14 protein-coding genes are annotated in these 18,470 nt (G+C 64.7%); 4 read left to right on the top strand and 10 right to left on the bottom strand.

The window, feature by feature from the left end; translation table 11 throughout:
* Positions 1 to 2: 2 nt before the first annotated feature.
* The 3 genes from AC1DX5_RS01605 to AC1DX5_RS01615 all read left to right on the top strand — a co-directional run bounded on the left by AC1DX5_RS01605 (position 3) and on the right by AC1DX5_RS01615 (position 5,626).
* Positions 3 to 1,058, top strand: a complete 1,056-nt coding sequence (locus AC1DX5_RS01605; RefSeq protein ID WP_478013889.1) for a LacI family DNA-binding transcriptional regulator — start codon at positions 3 to 5, stop codon at positions 1,056 to 1,058.
* A gap of 82 nt (positions 1,059 to 1,140) precedes the next feature.
* Positions 1,141 to 2,757 (top strand): DUF5597 domain-containing protein, encoded by a 1,617-nt coding sequence (locus AC1DX5_RS01610; protein WP_478013890.1) that lies wholly within the window; start codon positions 1,141 to 1,143, stop codon positions 2,755 to 2,757.
* 10 nt (positions 2,758 to 2,767) lie between these two features.
* The gene (locus AC1DX5_RS01615; protein WP_478013891.1) at positions 2,768 to 5,626 is read left to right on the top strand and encodes a TIM-barrel domain-containing protein; all 2,859 of its coding nucleotides are present in this window, start codon (positions 2,768 to 2,770) and stop codon (positions 5,624 to 5,626) included.
* A gap of 29 nt (positions 5,627 to 5,655) precedes the next feature.
* Here the strand turns inward: AC1DX5_RS01615 and AC1DX5_RS01620 are convergent, their stop codons facing one another.
* The 4 genes from AC1DX5_RS01620 to AC1DX5_RS01635 form a co-directional block, all read right to left on the bottom strand.
* Positions 5,656 to 6,480, bottom strand: a complete 825-nt coding sequence (locus AC1DX5_RS01620; protein WP_478013892.1) for a TIR domain-containing protein — start codon at positions 6,478 to 6,480, stop codon at positions 5,656 to 5,658.
* A gap of 171 nt (positions 6,481 to 6,651) precedes the next feature.
* Complete coding sequence (locus AC1DX5_RS01625; protein ID WP_478013893.1) at positions 6,652 to 7,185, bottom strand: restriction endonuclease; 534 nt, start codon at positions 7,183 to 7,185, stop codon at positions 6,652 to 6,654.
* Entirely contained in the window at positions 7,185 to 8,060 is an 876-nt protein-coding gene (locus tag AC1DX5_RS01630) for a hypothetical protein (protein ID WP_478013894.1), read from the bottom strand. Before AC1DX5_RS01630 ends, AC1DX5_RS01625 begins: the two co-directional genes overlap by 1 nt.
* 128 nt (positions 8,061 to 8,188) lie before the next feature.
* Positions 8,189 to 9,460 carry a TIR domain-containing protein gene (locus AC1DX5_RS01635; protein WP_478013895.1) on the bottom strand — a complete coding sequence of 424 codons (1,272 nt, stop codon included), beginning with the start codon at positions 9,458 to 9,460 and terminating at the stop codon, positions 8,189 to 8,191.
* A gap of 396 nt (positions 9,461 to 9,856) precedes the next feature.
* Here AC1DX5_RS01635 and AC1DX5_RS01640 point away from each other — a divergent pair, with 396 nt between their 5' ends.
* Positions 9,857 to 10,630: a hypothetical protein gene (locus AC1DX5_RS01640; RefSeq protein WP_478013896.1), complete on the top strand. Its 774-nt coding sequence runs from the start codon at positions 9,857 to 9,859 to the stop codon at positions 10,628 to 10,630.
* A gap of 25 nt (positions 10,631 to 10,655) precedes the next feature.
* Here the strand turns inward: AC1DX5_RS01640 and AC1DX5_RS01645 are convergent, their stop codons facing one another.
* From AC1DX5_RS01645 to AC1DX5_RS01670, 6 genes are all read right to left on the bottom strand, one after another.
* Positions 10,656 to 12,287, bottom strand: a complete 1,632-nt coding sequence (locus AC1DX5_RS01645; protein WP_478013897.1) for an alpha-L-fucosidase — start codon at positions 12,285 to 12,287, stop codon at positions 10,656 to 10,658.
* Complete coding sequence (locus AC1DX5_RS01650) at positions 12,284 to 13,582, bottom strand: L-fuconate dehydratase (protein ID WP_465171841.1); 1,299 nt, start codon at positions 13,580 to 13,582, stop codon at positions 12,284 to 12,286. The genes AC1DX5_RS01645 and AC1DX5_RS01650 overlap by 4 nt, the downstream gene beginning before the upstream one ends.
* A gap of 298 nt (positions 13,583 to 13,880) precedes the next feature.
* On the bottom strand, positions 13,881 to 14,672 hold the full coding sequence (locus AC1DX5_RS01655) for an IclR family transcriptional regulator (protein ID WP_465171840.1): 792 nt from the start codon (positions 14,670 to 14,672) through the stop codon (positions 13,881 to 13,883).
* An 85-nt stretch (positions 14,673 to 14,757) separates the two neighbouring features.
* Positions 14,758 to 15,417 carry a hypothetical protein gene (locus AC1DX5_RS01660; protein WP_478013898.1) on the bottom strand — a complete coding sequence of 220 codons (660 nt, stop codon included), beginning with the start codon at positions 15,415 to 15,417 and terminating at the stop codon, positions 14,758 to 14,760.
* Positions 15,418 to 15,427: 10 nt separating this feature from the next.
* Positions 15,428 to 16,933, bottom strand: coding sequence for a tryptophan halogenase family protein (locus AC1DX5_RS01665; RefSeq protein ID WP_478013899.1), 1,506 nt, complete (start codon positions 16,931 to 16,933; stop codon positions 15,428 to 15,430).
* Positions 16,930 to 18,441 (bottom strand): tryptophan halogenase family protein, encoded by a 1,512-nt coding sequence (locus tag AC1DX5_RS01670; protein ID WP_478013900.1) that lies wholly within the window; start codon positions 18,439 to 18,441, stop codon positions 16,930 to 16,932. The genes AC1DX5_RS01665 and AC1DX5_RS01670 overlap by 4 nt, the downstream gene beginning before the upstream one ends.
* Positions 18,442 to 18,470 lie beyond the last annotated feature (29 nt).

Genomic DNA, 18,470 nt, shown 5'->3' on the forward strand with positions numbered 1-18,470 from the left:
GCATGGCAAGGCGCCGCCAGGCCGTCACGATCAAGCATGTCGCCGCCGATGCCGGAGTCTCGCTCCAGACGGTCAGCCGCGTCATCAACAAGGAGCCGAACGTCCGGCCGGAGATGACGCTCCGGGTCCAGGCCTCAATCGACAAGCTCGGTTACGTCCCCTCGATCGCCGCGCAGCGGATGAGCGGATCGCGTTCCTACCTCATCCTCGCGCTCAACGACCGCGAGCGCACCATCGCCGACTGGCGCAAGCGCGAGGGCGCCGACTGGATCGACCAGATGCTGCTCGGCGGCATGCTGACCTGCGCCGAACATGGCTATCGCATGATCGTCGAGCTGGTCGACACGCATAGCGATCATATCGAGCGCGAGCTGCTCGGCGCGATCGCCGCGCTCCAGCCCGACGGCGTGATCCTCACTCCGCCGCATTCGCAGAATCCGCACATCACTGAGCTGCTCGAGGCGCAGAAGATCAGCTTCGCACGGATCGGCTCGCTCACCGAGGGCCCCGGCTTCGCGCTGACCATGGACGACGAGCATGCCGCGCGCATGGCGACCGAGCATCTCGTCGGGCTCGGCCATCGCCGCATCGGCCTGATCGCCGGATCGCCCGAATATGAGCTCAGCGCCTGGCGCGTCCATGGCTGGCGCGCGGCGATGGTCGAGGCGGGCCTGGACACGGCCGGGCTGCTCGCGGAAGGCGATTTCAGCTATGCCTCTGGCCGGCACGCCGCGCTCCATTTGCTCGACAGCGCCGCGCCGCCGACCGCGATCATCGCCAGCAACGACCAGATGGCGCTGGCGACGCTGGAGGCAGGGCGCGAGCGCGGCATCAAGGTGCCGCGCGACCTGTCGCTGATCAGCTTCGACGATACCCCGATCGTCCGCTTCACCCACCCGCCCCTGACCGCGGTGGTGCAGCCGATCGCCGACGTCGTCGCGCGCGCGGTCGAGCTGATCATCGCCGACCGCGCGGGCCGCATTGTGCCCAACGCGCCGGTCGTGGTGCCGGCGACGCTGGAACTGCGCAGCTCGACCGCCGCGCCCCGTCAGGGTTGAACGTCCACCGATTTTCATTGGCAAAGTCCGTTTTCACTGAGATACTAGGCCTAGCCGGAATCGAACGACGGGGGAGAGGGAAATGGCGCTCAAGGGCCTCGCATGCTGGGCACTGGCCTCGGCCGTCGCGCTCACGGGCACCGCGCTCGCCGCGCCCGGTCCGCTGCCCCGCATCGACAGCCGCGACGGCCGCCACGCGCTGATCGTCGACGGCAGCCCGTTCCTGATGCTCGGCGCGCAGGTCAACAACAGCAGCGCGTGGCCCGCCATGCTGCCAAAGGTCTGGCCGGTGATCGACGCGCTCCAGGCCAACACGGTCGAAGTCCCGATCGCCTGGGAACAGATCGAGCCGCAGGAAGGAAAGTTCGACTTCTCCTTCCTCGACACGCTGCTCGACGAGGCACGCGAGCACAAGGTCCGCCTCGTGCTGCTCTGGTTCGGCACCTGGAAGAACACCGGCCCCAGCTACGCCCCGTCCTGGGTCAAGCTCGACAACAAGCGTTTCCCCCGCATGATCGACGCCAGGGGCGCGACGCATTACGCGCTCAGCCCGCACGGCGCGACCACGCTGGAGGCGGACAAAAAGGCGTTCGTCGCGCTGATGCGCCACCTGAAGGACCGGGACCAGGCCAACACCGTCATCATGGTGCAGGTCGAGAACGAGCCTGGCAGCTATGGCAGCGCGCGCGATCACTCCGCCGAGGCCGACCGGTTGTTCGCCGGCCAGGTCCCCGCCGCGTTGGTGAAGCAGACCGGCAAGAAACCCGGCAGCTGGGCCCAGCTCTATGGCCGCGATGCCGAGCTGTTCTTCCACAGCTGGTACGTCGCCAGCTATATCGACGCGGTCGCCGCCGCGGGCAAGGCCGTGAAGCCGTTGCCGATGTATGCCAACGCCGCGCTCACCAGCAATCCGTTCGTCTGGCAGGACCCGAACAGCTTCGCCTCGGGCGGGCCTTCCCATCCGGTGATCGACGTCTACAAGGCCGCCGCCCCGCATCTCGATGTGGTGAGCCCCGACATCTACAACCCCGATCACGCGCAATATCTCGGCTTCCTCGATCGCTACACGAGGCCCGACAATCCGCTGTTCGTGCCCGAGACCGGCAATGCCCGCCCCTATGCCCGCTATTTCTTCCCGGCGATCGGCCGCGGCGCGATCGGCTGGGCGCCGTTCGGCATGGACGCCACGAAATATTCCAACTTCCCGCTCGGCGCCAAGGCGCTCGACCCCGAGACGATCGAAGCCTTTGCCCGCAACTATCGCCTGTTCCGCCCGCTCGAACGAGTCTGGGCCAAGCTCGCTTATGAAGGCCAGGTGTGGGGCGCCGCCGAGCCCACCGATCCCGCTGCAAAGCACGCGCAATCGCTCGATCTCGGCGCGCACAAGGCCACCATCAGCTTCGGCCTCCCGCAATTCGGCACGCCCGCCCCGACCGGCAACGACACCCCCTCGGGCGGCGTCGCCATCGCGCGGCTCGGCCCGTCGGAGTATCTCGTCACCGGCTTCCACGCCCGCGTGGACTTCGCCCTCACCGACCCCGGCAAACGCCACCTGATGCTCGAGCGCGTCGAGGAAGGCCATTATGTCGACGGCGCCTGGGTGTTCGACCGCCTGTGGAACGGCGACCAGACCGATTACGGCCTCAACTTCACCTCGGAGCCGCAACTGCTCCGCGTGAAGCTCGCGACCTGGCAATAGGAGAGAAGAAGTGAAACTCCCCGTCTTCGCCGCGGCGATCCTGCTCGCCGGCACCGCTTCCACCGCGCTTGCCGCGGCCGATGTCCAGCGCGTCGATCACGGCGTGGTCGTCACCCCCGACAGCGGCCCGGCCAAGCGCGTGCGCATACTCGTCTATGGCGAGGACAAGTTCCGCGTCACCGCCGTCCCCGGCACCAGCCTCGACCTGCCCGACAGCTTCATGGTCGTCGCCAAACCCCATGGCACCCTGACCGTCACCGAAGCCAACGGCCTCGTCACCCTAAAGGCCGCCAAAGCCACCGCCGAGATCCGCCTCAGCGACGGCCATGTCGCCTTCCGCGACGCCACCGGCAAGCTCACCCTCGACGAAGCCGCCCGCGGCGCCTTCCACCCCGTCACCCTAGACGGCAAGCCCTGGCTCGCCACCCGGCAACAGTTCAACCGCGGCACCGACGAAGGCTTTTACGGCCTCGGCCAGCACCAGAACCGCCAGATGAATTACAATGGCGAGGACGTCGAGCTCGCCCAGCACAATATGGACATCGCCGTCCCCTTCCTCGTCTCCACCCGCCATTACGGCCTGCTGTGGGACAACAACTCGATCACCCGCTTCGGCAACCCCACGCCCTATGCCTTTGTCGGCACGAAACTGAAGGTGACGAGCGGCGGCACCCCCGGCTGGAAAGCTGAGTATTATCTCGGCGACCGGCTCGCGGTGACCCGGCAGGAGCCCGTGATCAATTACGAATATATCCGCGACCAGGACAAATGGCCCGCCGCCGCCAAGGCGCAAACCGTGGCCTCGGCCGATAGCGGCCAGAACACCGCGGGCAAGACCGTGCAGACCCAGCATGTCGTCTGGACCGGCGCCGTCACCCCGGAGACCACCGGCGAGCATAAATTCCGCCTCTATTCCTCCAGCTATGTGAAGGTCTTTGCCGACGGCAGACTGGTGCTGGAGCGCTGGCGCCAGAACTGGAACCCCTGGTTCCACAATTTCACCCTGCCCATGGTCAAGGGCAAGCCGGTGAACCTGCGCATCGAATGGGAGCCGAACGCGGGCTATATCGCCTTCTACCACAATGATCCCTTGCCCGCCCCCGACCGCCACTCGCTGTGGATGTCGTCGGATGTCGGCAAGGCGACCGATTATTATTATGTCGGCGGCACCAGCATGGACACTGTCGTCGCCGGCTATCGCGACCTTACCGGCAAGGCCGCGATGCTGCCCAAATGGGCCTATGGCTTCTGGCAAAGCCGCCAGCGCTACGAAACGCAGGAGCAATTGCTCGGCGTCGTCCGCGAATATCGCAAGCGCCGCATCCCGCTCGACAATATCGTGCAGGACTGGTTCTACTGGCCCGAGGACCAATGGGGCAGCCACGAGTTCGACAAGAAGCGCTTCCCCGATCCCAAGGCGATGGTCGACGAAGTCCACGCCCTCGACGCCAACATCATGATCTCGGTCTGGCCGAAATTCTACCCGAACACCGCGAACGCGAAGGAGCTCGACGCCAAGGGCTATCTCTACCACGGCAATCTCGACGCCAAGCGCAAGGACTGGGTCGGCCCCGGCTATCTCAATACCGATTATGATCCCTATGCGGCCGAGGCGCGGGCGATCTATTTCCGCCAGGTCCGCGAACGGCTGGTGACGCTCGGCTTCGACGCCTGGTGGATGGACGCGACCGAGCCCGACATCCATTCCAACCTGTCGATCGACGAACGCATCGACGCAATGGGCCCGACCGCGAAGGGCCCCGGCGCCGCCCTGTTCAACAGCTTCCCGCTGGTCCACGCCCAGGGCATGGCGGAGGGCCTGCGCGACGCGCGGCCCGACGTGCGCCCCTTCATCCTCACCCGCTCGGGCTTTGGCGGGCTGCAGCGCACCAGCTCGGCGGTGTGGTCGGGCGACACCGCCGCGCGCTGGGACGATCTGCGCGACCAGATCTCGGCCGGCGTCAACGTCTCAATGTCGGGCCTGCCCAACTGGACGCACGATATCGGCGGCTTCGCGGTGGAGGATCGCTACACCAACCAGCTGCCCGAGGCCCGGGCCGAATGGCGCGAGCTCAATCTGCGCTGGTTCCAGTTCGGCGCGTTCAGCCCGCTGTTCCGCAGCCATGGCGAGACGCCCAGGCGCGAGATCTACGAAATCTCGGCCGACGACCCCGCGATGCAGCGCTCGATGATCTGGTACGATCAGCTCCGCTACCGGCTGATGCCCTATATCTACACGCTCGGCGCCGACACCAACCTCAAGGACGGCTCGATCATGCGCGGCCTGGTGATGGATTTCGCCGCCGACAGGAAGGTGTGGAATATCGACGACGAATATCTGTTCGGCCCCAGCCTGCTCGTCGCCCCGGTCACTGTCTTCAAGGCACGCACCCGCCAGGTCTATCTCCCCGCGGGCGCCGACTGGTACGATTTCAACACCGGCGCATACCATCCGGGCGGCCGCACGATCACCGCCGCGACCCCGTACGAGCGCATGCCCCTCTTCGTCCGCGCCGGCAGCATCCTGCCCACCGGCCCCGAGGTGCAGAGCACGAAGGACCAACCCGACGGCCCGCTCGTCCTCCACGTCTTCACCGGCGCCGACGCCAGCTTCTCGCTCTACGAGGACGACGGGGTGAGCCCGGCCTATCTCCAGGGCAAATATGCGCGCGTGCCGATCACTTGGGACCAGGCGACGCGCACGCTCACCATCGGCGCGCGCGAGGGGGGTTATGCGGGCATGCCGGCGAAGCGGGCGGTGTCAGTGCGGTTCTACGGGCCGGGCAAGGCGGTGGCGCCGGACTTTGCGGAGAATGGCGCGACTGGGGTGGTGTATGAGGGGAAGGCGGTTACGGTGCGGGAGCGGTGAGCAAACCACTACGTTTGCCGCCAGTCTGATTACCCCCAAACTTTGTTAGCGTCGAATCTGATTCCAGCGGCCTTCAGCTCCTTAATCAACTTTAGCTTCCAGCCTTCGGTCTCATCGAGATTGGTATAGATCACCCCGAAAAGATCGGAAGGAATCTCAACATCGCCCTTGCGCATTAGGCATGTTCTACCGCGCCCCAACTTGGCCGCGAAGTAGCCCAGTTCAAACACCACGTTCTGTCGTGCACGCGCCTGTTGGACCTGAGCCGCGTTTTGCCCCCCGAGATCGTCTGGGGTCAGCAGAACCACGGCGAAGCCAACTTGGCTAGCACATTCCTCAAACTTCTCAATGATGGTGCGCCCGCGGTCCGGCTCTTCATGCAGTATAATTGCATCTATCTCGATCTTTTCCAAGAAGCGCGCCAGACTTTCTTTAGCCGCGACGTCATGACCGTGAACTATGAAAACCTTGCTTGAGCTAGACGCGGAAGCAATTTTCTCTGCATCGATGTAACTTTCGTTTTCTATCCGCTCATCAAGAGAGGTGATTGCGGCTGCGAGTAATCCCAGCGAGCGTCGTTTGCATGTCTCGAAGACCTCGGTAATTTCATCTCGACTCGGTTTGCGGTTGAGGAATTTAAATCCTGGGGAAAACTCAGATGCTCTGATGAAGTTGGCATAGGCTGGCGTATTCATGCCGAAGACCCCACCTATCGTTTCCCTCACCGACGCGCTCAGCCTATCGAGAAGCGGATCGTCGTAAGGATCGCGCACGGCGTTCGGCTGGAAAGCGTAAACTTCTTCGACACGCTTTTGCAGGCGGCCAATACCGCGGCGAATATCATTGGCAGACATAGCAGGTTGCTGAACTGGCTCGGATTTTGTCGGCTGCGCCAATGAGTATCCCCAAGATGTCTTGTCAGGCTATCGGTAGTGGGAGCATTAGTCGCTGCCTATCATAAATGGAGTTTGATAAAAATTACACAAGCCTTATCGCCGACCCGAACGAGCGACCGAATTCGACCGCTAAAACTGATCTGCACCCATGATGCAATCTCCATATTTTTCGCGCATCATCGCTCCAAGATCGTCCGTGTCGCGCAGATGCTCGATCTCGGGACGGGTAATAACCATCACCTTCAGCCCTTCGCGGTCGAAGACGCTGCGCAAATGCGCCTGCGCTCGCGTTCGGTCGTCCCGGTTACCCGTTACGCCGTTAGCAGCGACCAAAATGCCGAAATCCACCCGACATTTGTGGAGCTTGCCAGTGAAGACAGTAAGGGTGGCAGAATCGACGGGCGCGGCCCAGTTTTTGCATTCAATAATCAGATGACTCGGGAGAAATGGCAGGCCTGCCGGATGGCGCTGATTGTAAAGAAGGATGTCAATTTCCATCGAGCCCGCATTGTCGAGCATATTGCGCTTGATGACACCAACGCCTTCGAGCAGGCAAAACGTCCCAGACACAACCGATTCGAGAGCTTCTCCTTTTATCGCAGTATTACCGGCATCGCCTGCCGACAACATAGCCGCGACCGCGACATGATCGATCGCTGGCATCAGCGCGCTCCATGCATGATGCGGTTTCGGGTCTCCCGAACGTAGGTTCCCAGCCGAGCCGAACGAGCAAGTTCTTCAAACTTGTCAATTGTCATCCAGAGCACGCTGTCTGAGAGTTGCTGATCGCGCTCGGGCGGAGCGAATGTCGTTAGCACAAGCGCCATGCGAACACTGGTGGACTGCATGAAGCTCAGCAGCCTCTCCTCAAGTTGCCGCGCTGACTTTGCATCCGCCCCGCTTCGGACCTCGATCACCGCGGGATCTAGCAACTCGGCGTCCACATTGCCGAGCCAAGCCAGCAGGTCAGGCCGATAGCGGCCATCCAAATCTGATCGCGGCTCGGAGATCGCTGACCCGCCCGCTGCGATCACCGCATCGTATGCTCGTCGCTCAAGATCGGTCTCAAACGTTGTGCGCCCCTCCCGCTTACGCGACGTCCGGGCGAGCGCTTCGCTCGGAAGACGCTCAACCGGCCGGGGACTTCGAGAAATAGCTGGGGAGGCCAGGAACAAGTCCAGATGGAAGCCGAGCGCCTCCCGGTTGCCAAGCCCGGCCTTCACAGTCGTGAATGTGCGGAGGTCGATTGGTAGAGGTCTAGAATGCGCTTGCACGAGAAGGATAGGCTTGCCGAGCCCGATCGCGATACCTGCCTCAAAGACCCCCCGATAATCAGCGATTGTGCCATTTAACACGACAAGAACAAAGTCTGCGAGCCGCATTCCTCCACTCGCGTCGACCAAGTCAAAAGGGCCGTCTTTGGCCCATTCCCATGCGATGCCACGATCAAGCAGCAGTTCAGGCAGAACGCCAAGTTCAAGACCAGTGGGCGCCGAAATATAGCAGCGATGATAATTACTTGCCGTACCGTCAGGCATAAATTGAACTTTCCGTAATTTTGTCCCGTAACAGGTCAGTTGTATGATCGCGTTTCGAACACGTCGCGATCCCAGGTTTCGCTCGCCCATGTAAAACCGACGATACTCCGCGCCAAAGCAAGCATAGATTAAGCCCCATCATCTATCTCCCTGTCACTTGGAAGGACATAATTCTTAATGTCTTTCATCGCTTCTAGAAGACGGATTGTCGCGCTCGCGTCCAAGGTGCTGCCCGGATAACGAACTTCATAGAGTCCCTGAAGATTTGAAGGCAATTTCACACCTTCCCGGACTAGAAGAATGAAGCGGCGGCCGTAGAATGCCATCGCCGCACCAATTTCTATAAGGACGTTTGGATTGAGCAACACATGTTCGATTCCATCTTTGTCGGTTATCACAGTATCAGCATCGACATGAATTATAGCCGCCCCTGACCGACGCATATCGTCCATAATCTTCTCTGGTACTGGCTTCGATACTGACTGCCTTTCTACAGATATCACCGCCTCTAGTTCTCCATACTCCAAGAGTTTTCTGATTGGTTCCACCAGAGCTCGGTCTTTACCGTGAGTGATAAACACTCGCCGGCGTCGCAAATCATCCTCAACCGCCGCCTTCAATGAAGCACCTGCCGAGGGCACCACAGGAGGCAGAACCTTTGTGCGTTGAAGCTCCACAATTGGTGGAGTCGGATCATCGCGGATCGTAAGATCGGGTGAAGGCAATGGAAGAGAAGCGTTTTGCTCCTCCGCCGGAATGCTAGGCACCGTACCCACTGGGGTTTGAAGGCTTACGTAGTCTTTGCCATTGATCTGCTCGATGAAGCCGACGGACTTAGCACTAGCGTCCAGACGCTCCAGAACCTCCTCAGCCTTATCGCGAGGAACGCCGAGCTCCTCCAGAACGTTCATCGCTATGTCATGGCGAGGGAACGGGCTCTGATCATACCTCTTAAGAAACTCCCCAAAGACGCGCGGCTTCAGCACAGCTTCTCGCTTTGCTTCCACGTCCTCGTCCTCGGCCCTAGGTCGGATAATGCGCCTAGCCAGTTCAGTTACAGATACGACGGCAGCCTGAGCGCCGCCTTCGATAAGGCCAAATGCTATGCCACCGCCTGACAACACCCGCATCTGAGAACCTTTGGGATCTATGCTAAGTGCTTTAGCTATATGAAATGGGGCGGTTGGTCGGCCCGCGTAGTGGTCGAATATCGCTTGAGGTATTCTGAGCGCATCCTCAAGCGATGTGTTAGGTACATCAGCTTGTTTTAGATAACTTCTTTTTGCCGCGGCAGCAGAGGCAGATGGAGTGGACATGGGCACCGGGCTTGGCTTAGGTACCGGTGATGCCTGCGCCTCGCGCGCGCCTGTTGCCGCGGCGGGCTTCCTGTCTCTTGCCATTTTCAATCCTCATCCTATTCGGAATGTGCGTAGGTGATGTAGGACATGCTAGAACCGATCACCACTGTCGTATCGCGCCTGTGTCCATGGCATGGAAAGGTTATCGGATATCGTCGAATTTAAATTTGGCCCGTCGGGATGATTGGTTTTCTGGAAACTTGGCAGGCATTGATCGGGAGCTTCGTCGCAATCGGCGCGGCTTTCGTCGGCGGCATTTACATCAATCGGCAATTCCGGTGACATTGCACTTAACTACGCACGTGAATTTAGCAGAATATAGCAATATCAATAGTTTATCGTCTTCCCACCCATCCAAAAATGTCAGCGACCCTCATGACATTCTGACCACCCACCCCATCGATTCAAACCTCACCCCACCGCCGCTATTCCGGCACCATGATCTACAAACCAGAATTCGCCGATCAGGCCCGCCTCCTGTGTCGCCTGGGCGCCACCGACGAGGAACTCGCCGAGCATTTCGGCGCCTGTGTCCGCACCATCTATCGCTGGCGCAACACGCATGAGGCGTTCGCCGAGGCCGTTATCGCCGGCAAGGACCACGCCGATGACCGCGTCGAGCGCGCGCTCTATGCCCGCGCCGTCGGCTGCACGGTCGAGCGCACCAAAGTCTTCAAGAGCGCTGGCGAAGACCCGGTCTATGCCACCTACCAGCATCATTTGCCGCCCGACACCAATGCCGCGCTGAACTGGCTTCGCGTCCGTCGGCCGAAGAAATGGCGCATGGCGGAAAAGCAGGAGGAGATGAGCGAGAGCCGGATGGCCCTTGCGGCGTTCGTCCGCCGCTGCGAGGCCAGAGACGAAGAGAAAAGGCTGGCGCAACAGCGGGAGCAGCAGGCGTCGGCACCACCGCCGCCGCCAGAAGCCCCGGATACGGACCCCGATCTGGAGCCCGACCCTGACCTGGACACCTGTCCGGATGACGAGCCGGCCAAGGGGAGCTGCTCATCCCCGGACGAAGAGCCGGCCTCCTATGCAGGACCGGCTGCGCCGTCGACGCCAGGCCTCTGGGAGCCGACGCCGACGCCGAATCCGCCACGGCCGCCGCTCTCGCCGCCTCCTTTCGCACCCGCACAGCCACCGGTCGCCGCCCCGCAACCGGCAGCACCCCGGTTCCCGGTCCTTGACATTACCCCTCGTGGCTATCCTTAGCCCCACCGCCCGTCCCGGCCGCGCGTCAGATCAGCCCCACGCCCTCCAGCGCAATCACCGGCACGACCTCGCCCGCCCCCGCACGCGGCAAGGTCAGCCTCAGCCCCGAGCCATCCCGCTCGAACGCCACCGGGCCGCCGCCGACCAGGGTCGCCCGTTCGATCCGCGCGCCCGGCATCGCACGCGACGCCAGCGAAGCGATCGTCACCGGTCCCTCCGGCCAGCGCAGCAGCGCGGCGAACAGCGTGCCGTTCTTCACCGTGAAGCGCACATCCTGCGCGGTGAAGGCGCCGGCCCCATCCTTGTTCATCTGGCCCTCGTTCATATGGCCCGCGCTGAGTTGAGTCGGCCCCTCGCCATAGAGGCGCCAGGGCCGCGATCCGTAGATCGCCGCGTCGCCGTTGCGCGCCATCCAGCGCGTGATGCCGGCGACGATCGTCTCTTCCTCGTTGTCGATCGTCCCGTCGCCGCGCATCGGGATGGAGAGCAGCAGATTGCCGTTCTTCGACACCACGTCGCACAGCCGCTGGATCACCTGCTCTGCGGGCACGTAGGATTTGTTGTCGAAGCGGGCGCGGTTGTAATGCCAGTCGCCGATGCAGGTGCAGGTCTGCCACGGCTCGGGGCGCAGCCGGTCGCTGAAGCCGCGCTCGACATCCTCCACCATCGCGCGGCGCTGATAGGGGGTGAGCAGCTTGCCCGTCGCGACCACGTCGATGCTGCCATGCTCGCGCTGCGACTGAGCGTAGAAGTGCGCCAGCGCCTCGACCCCGGTCGCGCCGAAGGGCAGGCCGGTATCGTCGAAATAGACCATGTCGGGCCGGTATTTCTCGACCAGCTCCTTCTGCCGGAGCAGCCAGGTGGCGACAAAGGCCGGCGGCGCGGGCGGCGATCCTTCCATCCAGCGCCCGTCATGCACCTCGTGCCAGGCGTCCATCGCCGCGATCGATCCGATGCCGTCGGGCGGCACGAAGCTCGGGCCGACATACAGCGCCTGCGGGTCGAGCCCGTCCCACCATTGGCCCTTGCCCTGGCTCTTGCGCAGTCTGAACGCGTCGTAGCGCTGCCCGGCGCGCGGGCCGACCGCGTCATAGCCATAGGCCGTCTGCCACCAGTGCCAGGCATGCGCGCTATGGTTGCTCACCCCGAAGCGCAGCCCCTCGCGCCGCACGATCTTCTCCCAGGTGCCGATGATGTCGCGCTTCGGCCCGACCCGCAGCGTGTTCCAGGCATGGTGGCTGGAATCGAACGTATCGAGATTGTCGTGGTGGTTGGCGATCGCCATAAAATATCGGGCGCCGGCTTTCTTGTAGAGCGCGATCAGCGCCTCGGGGTCCCAATGCTCCGCCTTCCAGCGGTTCTCGATCTCCATGAAGCCGGTGTCGGCCGGGTGGCCATAGGTCTTCAAATGATGCTCGTAGAACGGGTTGCCCTGCACATACATCAGCCGGCCGTACCAGTCGCCATACTCGGGCACGCACTGCGCGCTCCAATGCGCCCAGATGCCGAACTTCGCGTCGCGGAACCAGCGCGGCGTCTCGTAATCGCGGACGATCGAGGACCAGTTGGCGTCGACCTGCTTCGCCTGCGCCGTCGCGGTCAGCGAGGCCCCCGCCAGGCCGGCCGCCCCGCCGAGAAAGCCGCGCCGGTCGATCATGCCGCCGACGCGGTGCCGACCGGGCTGAACGCGAATCCCGCAAGCGTCGCGGGCTTCATCTCGATCGAGAAACCCGGCGCGGTCGGCGGCATGTACGCCGCGCCCTTCACCACACAGGGCGTCACGAAATGCTCGTGCAGATGATCGACATATTCCGCCACGCGTCCCTCGGTCGTGCCCGAAAAGCAGAGATAGTCGATCATCGACAGATGCTGGACATATTCGCACAGCCCGACGCCGCCGGCATGCGGGCACACCGCCAGGCCCTGCTTGGCCGCCATCAGCAGCACCGCGAGCACTTCGTTCACCCCGCCCAGCCGGCACGCGTCGATCTGCACCACGTCGATCGCGCCGCGGCTGATGAACTGTTTGAACATCACCCGGTTCTGGCACATCTCGCCGCTCGCCACTTCGATCGGCGCGATTGCCTGGCGGATACGGCGATGCCCCTCGATATCGTCCGGGCTGGTCGGCTCCTCGATGAACCAGGGGTCGGCAAAGGCGAGCGCCTTCACCCGCTCGATCGCTTCGTCCACGTCCCAGATCTGGTTGGCGTCGATCATCAGCTTCACGTCGGGGCCGATCACCTCGCGCGCGATCGTCACGCGGCGGCGGTCGTCCTCCGGGTTGGCGCCGACCTTCAGCTTGATATGGCCGAAGCCGTCGCTCACTGCCTTGGCGCACAGCCGCCGCAGCTTCTCGTCCGAATAGCCGAGCCACCCCGCCGAGGTGGTGTAGCAGGGATAGCCCTTCGCCTTCAGCGTCTCGACCCGCGCCGCCTTGCCGGCCGACCGCTCCTCGAGCAGCGCCACCGCTTCCTCGGGCGTGATGAAGTCGGAGATATAGCGGAAGTCGATCAGCCCGACGATCTCGGCCGGGCTCATCTCGGCGATCAGCTGCCACAGCGGTTTGCCCGCCTGCTTGGCCAGCAGGTCCCACACCGCGTTGACGATCGCTCCGGTCGCGAGGTGGATCACGCCCTTTTCCGGCCCGATCCAGCGCAACTGGCTGTCGCTCGTCACATGCCGCCAGAAGCGCGCGCCGTCCTCGCGGATCCAGTCGAGGTCGAGCCCCACCACCAGCGGTGCCAGGGCCGCGATCGCCGCGCAGCAGATCTCGTTGCCGCGCCCGATGGTGAAGGTCAGTCCATGCCCCGTCAGCCCCGGCTCGTCGGTGTCGAGGATGCAATAAGCGGCGGAATAATCGGGGTCGGGATTCATCGCATCCGACCCGTCGAGCATCAGCGCGGTGGGAAAGCGCAGGTCGACGATCCGGACGCCGGTGATCGTCGTCATGCGCGACCCCGATACGCGGGACGGCGGTCACTACAGCACCTCACTCGACCCCTCCCCGGCACGCCGTACCAGCCCCTCTCTTGCCCGACACTTCGTTCGCGGGTGATGAGCATTTTCATAGGTGGGAATGATGGGCAGCGCAAGCGCACAGTGGTTGGGGGCGGCGTTTTGGGGTGTGGGGATGCGTCTATTCACTTCCTTGTGCTCCCGCGAAGGCGGGAGCCCAGCCTGGGCTCCCGCCTTCGCGGGAGCACAAGGAAGCATGGGTCGGCCTCAGCGCATCACCGAGCCACGAAAATCAGATCCGGCTATCGCCCTCGACCAGCTGATCCGAGATCCGGTCAGCCGCCGCGCGCACATAGGCCCCGGCATCGGCCCGCGGCAGATGCGGCCCGAGCTTCTTCAGGAACGGCACGGTCAGCGCCGCCGCCGCCACGCCGCCGCGCATCACCGGCGCGGAGATATCGGTCACGCCCGCCACGAACTTGCTCGGCGTCAGCTCGACGCGGCGCTTGCGTACTTCATCGGCATGCGCGCGGAAGCTGGCCAGTTCCTCGTCGCCGAGCGGCGGGCTGAGCAGCTTCTCCCAGCGCCGGCGCACATCCTCGGGCTGAAAGGCATAGAGCACTGCGCCCGACGCCGCCTGGTGCAGCGGCCGCCGGTAGCCGACCCGCACCGAGAAGCCGAGCTGCTCGCTCGACTCCATCCGCGCCACCACCACCATCTCGCCCAGCGTGTGCACCGCGAGATGGCAGGACTGGCCGAGATCGAGCGACAGCTGGCGCATCACCGGCAGCGCCAGCTCGACCAGGCTGTACATCCGCGGCTGCTGCATGCCGAGCGAGAACAGCCGGTCAGTCAGCAGATAGCCCTCGGCCGCCGAATCCTGCTCGATATAGCCGCGGAACTCGAGCACCTGGACCATGCGGAACAGCTCGCCATGCGATCGCCCCAGTTCGTTGACGATCCCGGTCAGGGTCATCGGCCCGCGCGCGGTCGCCAGCAGCTCCAGGATGTCGAGCCCCTTCTCCAGCGCGGGTGCCTTGTAGCGGCGGTCGTCGTCGTCGATGGTCGTCTCGTCTGATGGCACGCCGCGCCTCGCTGCTCGATCGGGGGATGCGATCAGATAGGACCGTCGATGGTCGGGCGGCAACCGTTTCGTCACGCGGGTCCGCTCAGCGCTTCGGCACCGCGATCTCGAACCGGTGCGGCTCGCCCGCGACCAGGATCGTCGCGGTGACCATGGCGGTCTTGCCGCGCTTGAGCTTCGTGGTGACGACCTGCCCGCCATCGGCCGCGCCGGGCTTCAGGGTAATCTGCTTGAGCAGCACGGCGTCGAGCGCCGCCACCGCTGCCTCGGCCTTGGGGTCGCGCCGCTTCGACCGGTCGATCGTCCCCTGCGGCACGCCGGCGGTGGTCGTGCCCATGCCGCCGGTGAAGCCGGTGACGTCGGTCTGCCCGTTGGGCGTGACCAGCAACGCGGCGCCGGCATGGCCCTGGCTGGTGTCCTCGGTCGCGCTGCCCGGCCGGCCGCCGCCCTGCTCCGCCAGCAGGGTCGCGCGCGGCACCAGCGGCACGGGCGTGCCGTCCGCCGTCGCCACCGCGACATCGCCCGGCCCGAAGCTCAGCGGCGCCGTGCCCCGGTTCAGCACGACGATGCGCAACACCAGCCGCCCGTCCGACAGCGTCGGATCGGCCACGACATGCACCTCGCCGCTCGCCCGGCGCGACACCAGCTCGGCGCCCGCCTCTCCGCGCACCGGCGCGGCGTCCTGCGCCACCACCGGCGCGGCGCATCCCAGCGCCACCGCGAATGCCCATCCAGCCTGTCTCATCCGTCTCTCCTCACCCGGCGCGGCAATGGCGGTCGATGAACTGGGCATGCCCCGGCATGCCCGCCGCCGTGGTCGCGATCACCTTGCGCATCCCGCCCAGCACTGCCCGCGCCTCGTTCAGCGGCACCACTTCGGCCAGCGTGTCGTAGCGTTCGGGGCTGATGCCCTGGCCGAGCAGCACCGCGAGCCAGCTCGCTTCGTGGAACAGGTCCTTGTCGCGCTCGATCAGCCGGCCGCTATGGCGGAACATCTCGATCTTCGCGGCCAGCGTGTCGGGAATGTCCATCTCGCGGCATCCCTGCCAGAACGGTCCCTCGCGCTCGGTCGCCCGGTAATGCAGCACCAGGAAATCGCGCACTGATTCAAATTCCCGCGCGACCAGGCGATTATATTCGTGCCTGACGCGCGGATCGAAATCGCGGTCGGGAAACCAGGCGAGCAATTTGGTGATGCCGCTCTGGACGAGGTGAAGGCTGGTCGATTCGAGCGGCTCGAGGAAGCCCGAGGCGAGCCCGAGGGTGACCACGTTGCGTTCCCAGGCTCGCTTGCGCTGCCCGGTGGTGAAGCGCAGCCGGCGCGGATCGCCGGTCGCGGGCGTGTCGAGACTGGCGAGCAGGATGCGCTCGGCCTCGTCATCGTCCATATGGCGGCTGCAATAGACATGGCCGTTGCCGGTGCGATGCTGCAGCGGGATGCGCCATTGCCACCCTGCCGGCCGCGCGGTCGACCTGGTATAGGGCGGCAGGTCCGCCATGCGTTCGCTCGGCACCGCGATCGCCCGATCGCACGGCAGCCACTCGCTCCAGTCGTCGTATCCCACACCCAGCGCCCCACCGATCAGCAGCGCGCGAAAGCCGGTGCAGTCGAGGAACAGCTCGGCCTCCAGCCGCCGCCCGTCCTCCAGCACCAGCGCCTCGACGAACCCCGTCTCCGGCGTCAGCGCCACCTCGGCGATCTTGCCCTCTACCCGGACCACTCCCCGTGCCTCGGCATAGGCGCGCAGATAGGCGGCATAGAGCCCGGCGTCGAAGTGATAGGCATAGGAGAAAGTCGAGAAGACCGAGCGCGGATCATTGGGCGGCCGGTCGAACCGGTTGAGGTACGCCGCGGCCTCAGTCAGCGAATAGGCCGAGAGCGGGGTCGCATCGCCCTCGGCCCGCGCGCGCAGCCATTGCTGGTGGAACGGCGTCATCCCGAAATCGTCGCCATAGCGCCCGAACGGATGGAAATAGCGATGCCCCGGCCGCAGCCAGTCGGCAAACTCGATGCCGAGCTTGAACGTCCCCTGCGTCGCGCGGACGAACGCCGCCTCGTCGATGCCGAGGATGCGGTTGAACGCCTGGATCGGCGGGATGGTCGCCTCGCCCACCCCGACGGTGCCGATCTCCTCGGACTCCACCAGGGTGATGCGGCAACCGGTGCCGACCAGCGCGGCGGACAGGGCCGCCGCCGCCATCCACCCCGCACTGCCGCCGCCCGCGACCAGGATCGAGCGGATGGCGTTGCCGTCGCTCATGCGGCCAGCGGCGCCGGGCAGCAGCGGGCGAGGAAGGTCGCATGATCGGGCATCGTCTCCGCCGCCCGGGCGATCGCCGCGCGCCGCTGCGCCATGCCGCCGCGCAGATGCTCGAGCGGCAGCTGGTCGACGATCGGGTCATAGCGCCGCGGCAGCACGCCATTGCCGAGGAAGATCGAGACCCAGCTCGGCTCCTGATAGGATTCCTCGCTGTAGAGCGGCACCTTGCCGCCCGCTTCCCACACCGCGATCTTGCGCGCGAGCGTCTCCGGGATCTCGGCCGCGCGGCACTGCGACCACATCGCCTCCGGCCGGCGGCTGCGGCAATAATGCAGGATCAGGAAGTCGCGGATCCGCTCATATTCGTTCGCGGTGACGCGGTTATACTCGTCGATCAGTACCGGATCGAAGCGCTTGTCGGGCAGCATCTCCACGAGCCGCGCAAGCCCGGTCTGGATCAGCTGGATGCTCGAGGATTCGAGCGGCTCCAGGAACCCGGCGGCGAGCCCGATCGCGACGACGTTGCGATGCCAGAATTGCGCGCGTCGCCCGGTGGTGAAGCGCAGCAGCCGAGGCTCGCCGAGTGGGGCGCCGTCGAGATTGTCGAGCAGGGTCGCCACCGCTTCGTCATCGGAGAGGAAGGCGCTGGCGTAGACGTGCCCGTTGCCGATCCGGTGCTGCAGCGGGATGCGCCACTGCCAGCCCGCGGGGCGCGCGGTCGACCGGGTGAACGGGGTCATCCGCCCCCGGCGTTCGCACCCCACCGCGACCGCGCGGTCGCACGGCAGCAGATGCGACCAGTCGACATAGCCGACGCCGAGCGCCCGCGCGATCAGCAAGCCGGCAAAGCCGGTGCAGTCGATGAAGAAATCCCCGGCAATGGCCTCGCCGCCATCCTGCATCGTCAGGCTGGCGACATTCCCGGTCTCAGGATCGAGCACGACATCGCCGATCCGCCCCTCGCGCCGCCGCACGCCCCGCGCCTCGGCATAGCCGCGCAGGTAGCGGGCATAGAGGCTAGCGTCGAAATGATAGGCATATTTGTAGAACGCCGCTTCGCCCCGCATCGCCTCGGGCGGCGCGAAGCGGTCGCGGCGCGCGGCCGCATAGGGCATCGACCAGTCCTCGATCGGCGCGGTCTCGCCCGCCTCGTGCAGCTTCAGCCAATGGTGATGCGGCGCCACGCCCTGGATGGCGTCGCCATAATCGCCAAAGCCATGGAAATGGACATTGCCCGCCTCGCCCCAGTCGCGGAACTCGATGCCCAGCTTGAAGGTGCCGTTGGTCTTCGCGACGAAGTCGGGCTCGTCGATGCCGAGCAGCCCGTTATACTGGGTGATCAGCGGTACCGTCGCCTCACCCACGCCGATCGTGCCGATCTCGTCGGACTCCACCAGCACGATCTCGGCAAAGGGCGGCGGCATCAGCCGCGCGAGCAACGCGGCCGCCATCCAGCCCGCGGTCCCGCCGCCGGCGATCACGATCCTGCGGACGGGCGCCTCACTCATGGAAACGGTCTACGCAATCAGGAGGGTCA

The sequence above is a fragment of the Sphingomonas sp. P2_B6 genome, from assembly GCF_056404755.1.

What these genes read in the sequence shown, in the direction of transcription:
- AC1DX5_RS01665 (WP_478013899.1), bottom strand. Translation starts at nt 16,933, where the DNA reads ATGAGCGACGGCAACGCCATCCGCTCGATCCTGGTCGCGGGCGGCGGC.
- AC1DX5_RS01625 (WP_478013893.1), bottom strand. Translation starts at nt 7,185, where the DNA reads ATGCCAGCGATCGATCATGTCGCGGTCGCGGCTATGTTGTCGGCAGGC.
- AC1DX5_RS01645 (WP_478013897.1), bottom strand. Translation starts at nt 12,287, where the DNA reads ATGATCGACCGGCGCGGCTTTCTCGGCGGGGCGGCCGGCCTGGCGGGG.
- AC1DX5_RS01605 (WP_478013889.1), top strand. Translation starts at nt 3, where the DNA reads ATGGCAAGGCGCCGCCAGGCCGTCACGATCAAGCATGTCGCCGCCGAT.
- AC1DX5_RS01670 (WP_478013900.1), bottom strand. Translation starts at nt 18,441, where the DNA reads ATGAGTGAGGCGCCCGTCCGCAGGATCGTGATCGCCGGCGGCGGGACC.
- AC1DX5_RS01640 (WP_478013896.1), top strand. Translation starts at nt 9,857, where the DNA reads ATGATCTACAAACCAGAATTCGCCGATCAGGCCCGCCTCCTGTGTCGC.
- AC1DX5_RS01660 (WP_478013898.1), bottom strand. Translation starts at nt 15,417, where the DNA reads ATGAGACAGGCTGGATGGGCATTCGCGGTGGCGCTGGGATGCGCCGCG.
- AC1DX5_RS01620 (WP_478013892.1), bottom strand. Translation starts at nt 6,480, where the DNA reads ATGTCTGCCAATGATATTCGCCGCGGTATTGGCCGCCTGCAAAAGCGT.
- AC1DX5_RS01635 (WP_478013895.1), bottom strand. Translation starts at nt 9,460, where the DNA reads ATGGCAAGAGACAGGAAGCCCGCCGCGGCAACAGGCGCGCGCGAGGCG.
- AC1DX5_RS01610 (WP_478013890.1), top strand. Translation starts at nt 1,141, where the DNA reads ATGGCGCTCAAGGGCCTCGCATGCTGGGCACTGGCCTCGGCCGTCGCG.
- AC1DX5_RS01630 (WP_478013894.1), bottom strand. Translation starts at nt 8,060, where the DNA reads ATGCCTGACGGTACGGCAAGTAATTATCATCGCTGCTATATTTCGGCG.
- AC1DX5_RS01650 (WP_465171841.1), bottom strand. Translation starts at nt 13,582, where the DNA reads ATGACGACGATCACCGGCGTCCGGATCGTCGACCTGCGCTTTCCCACC.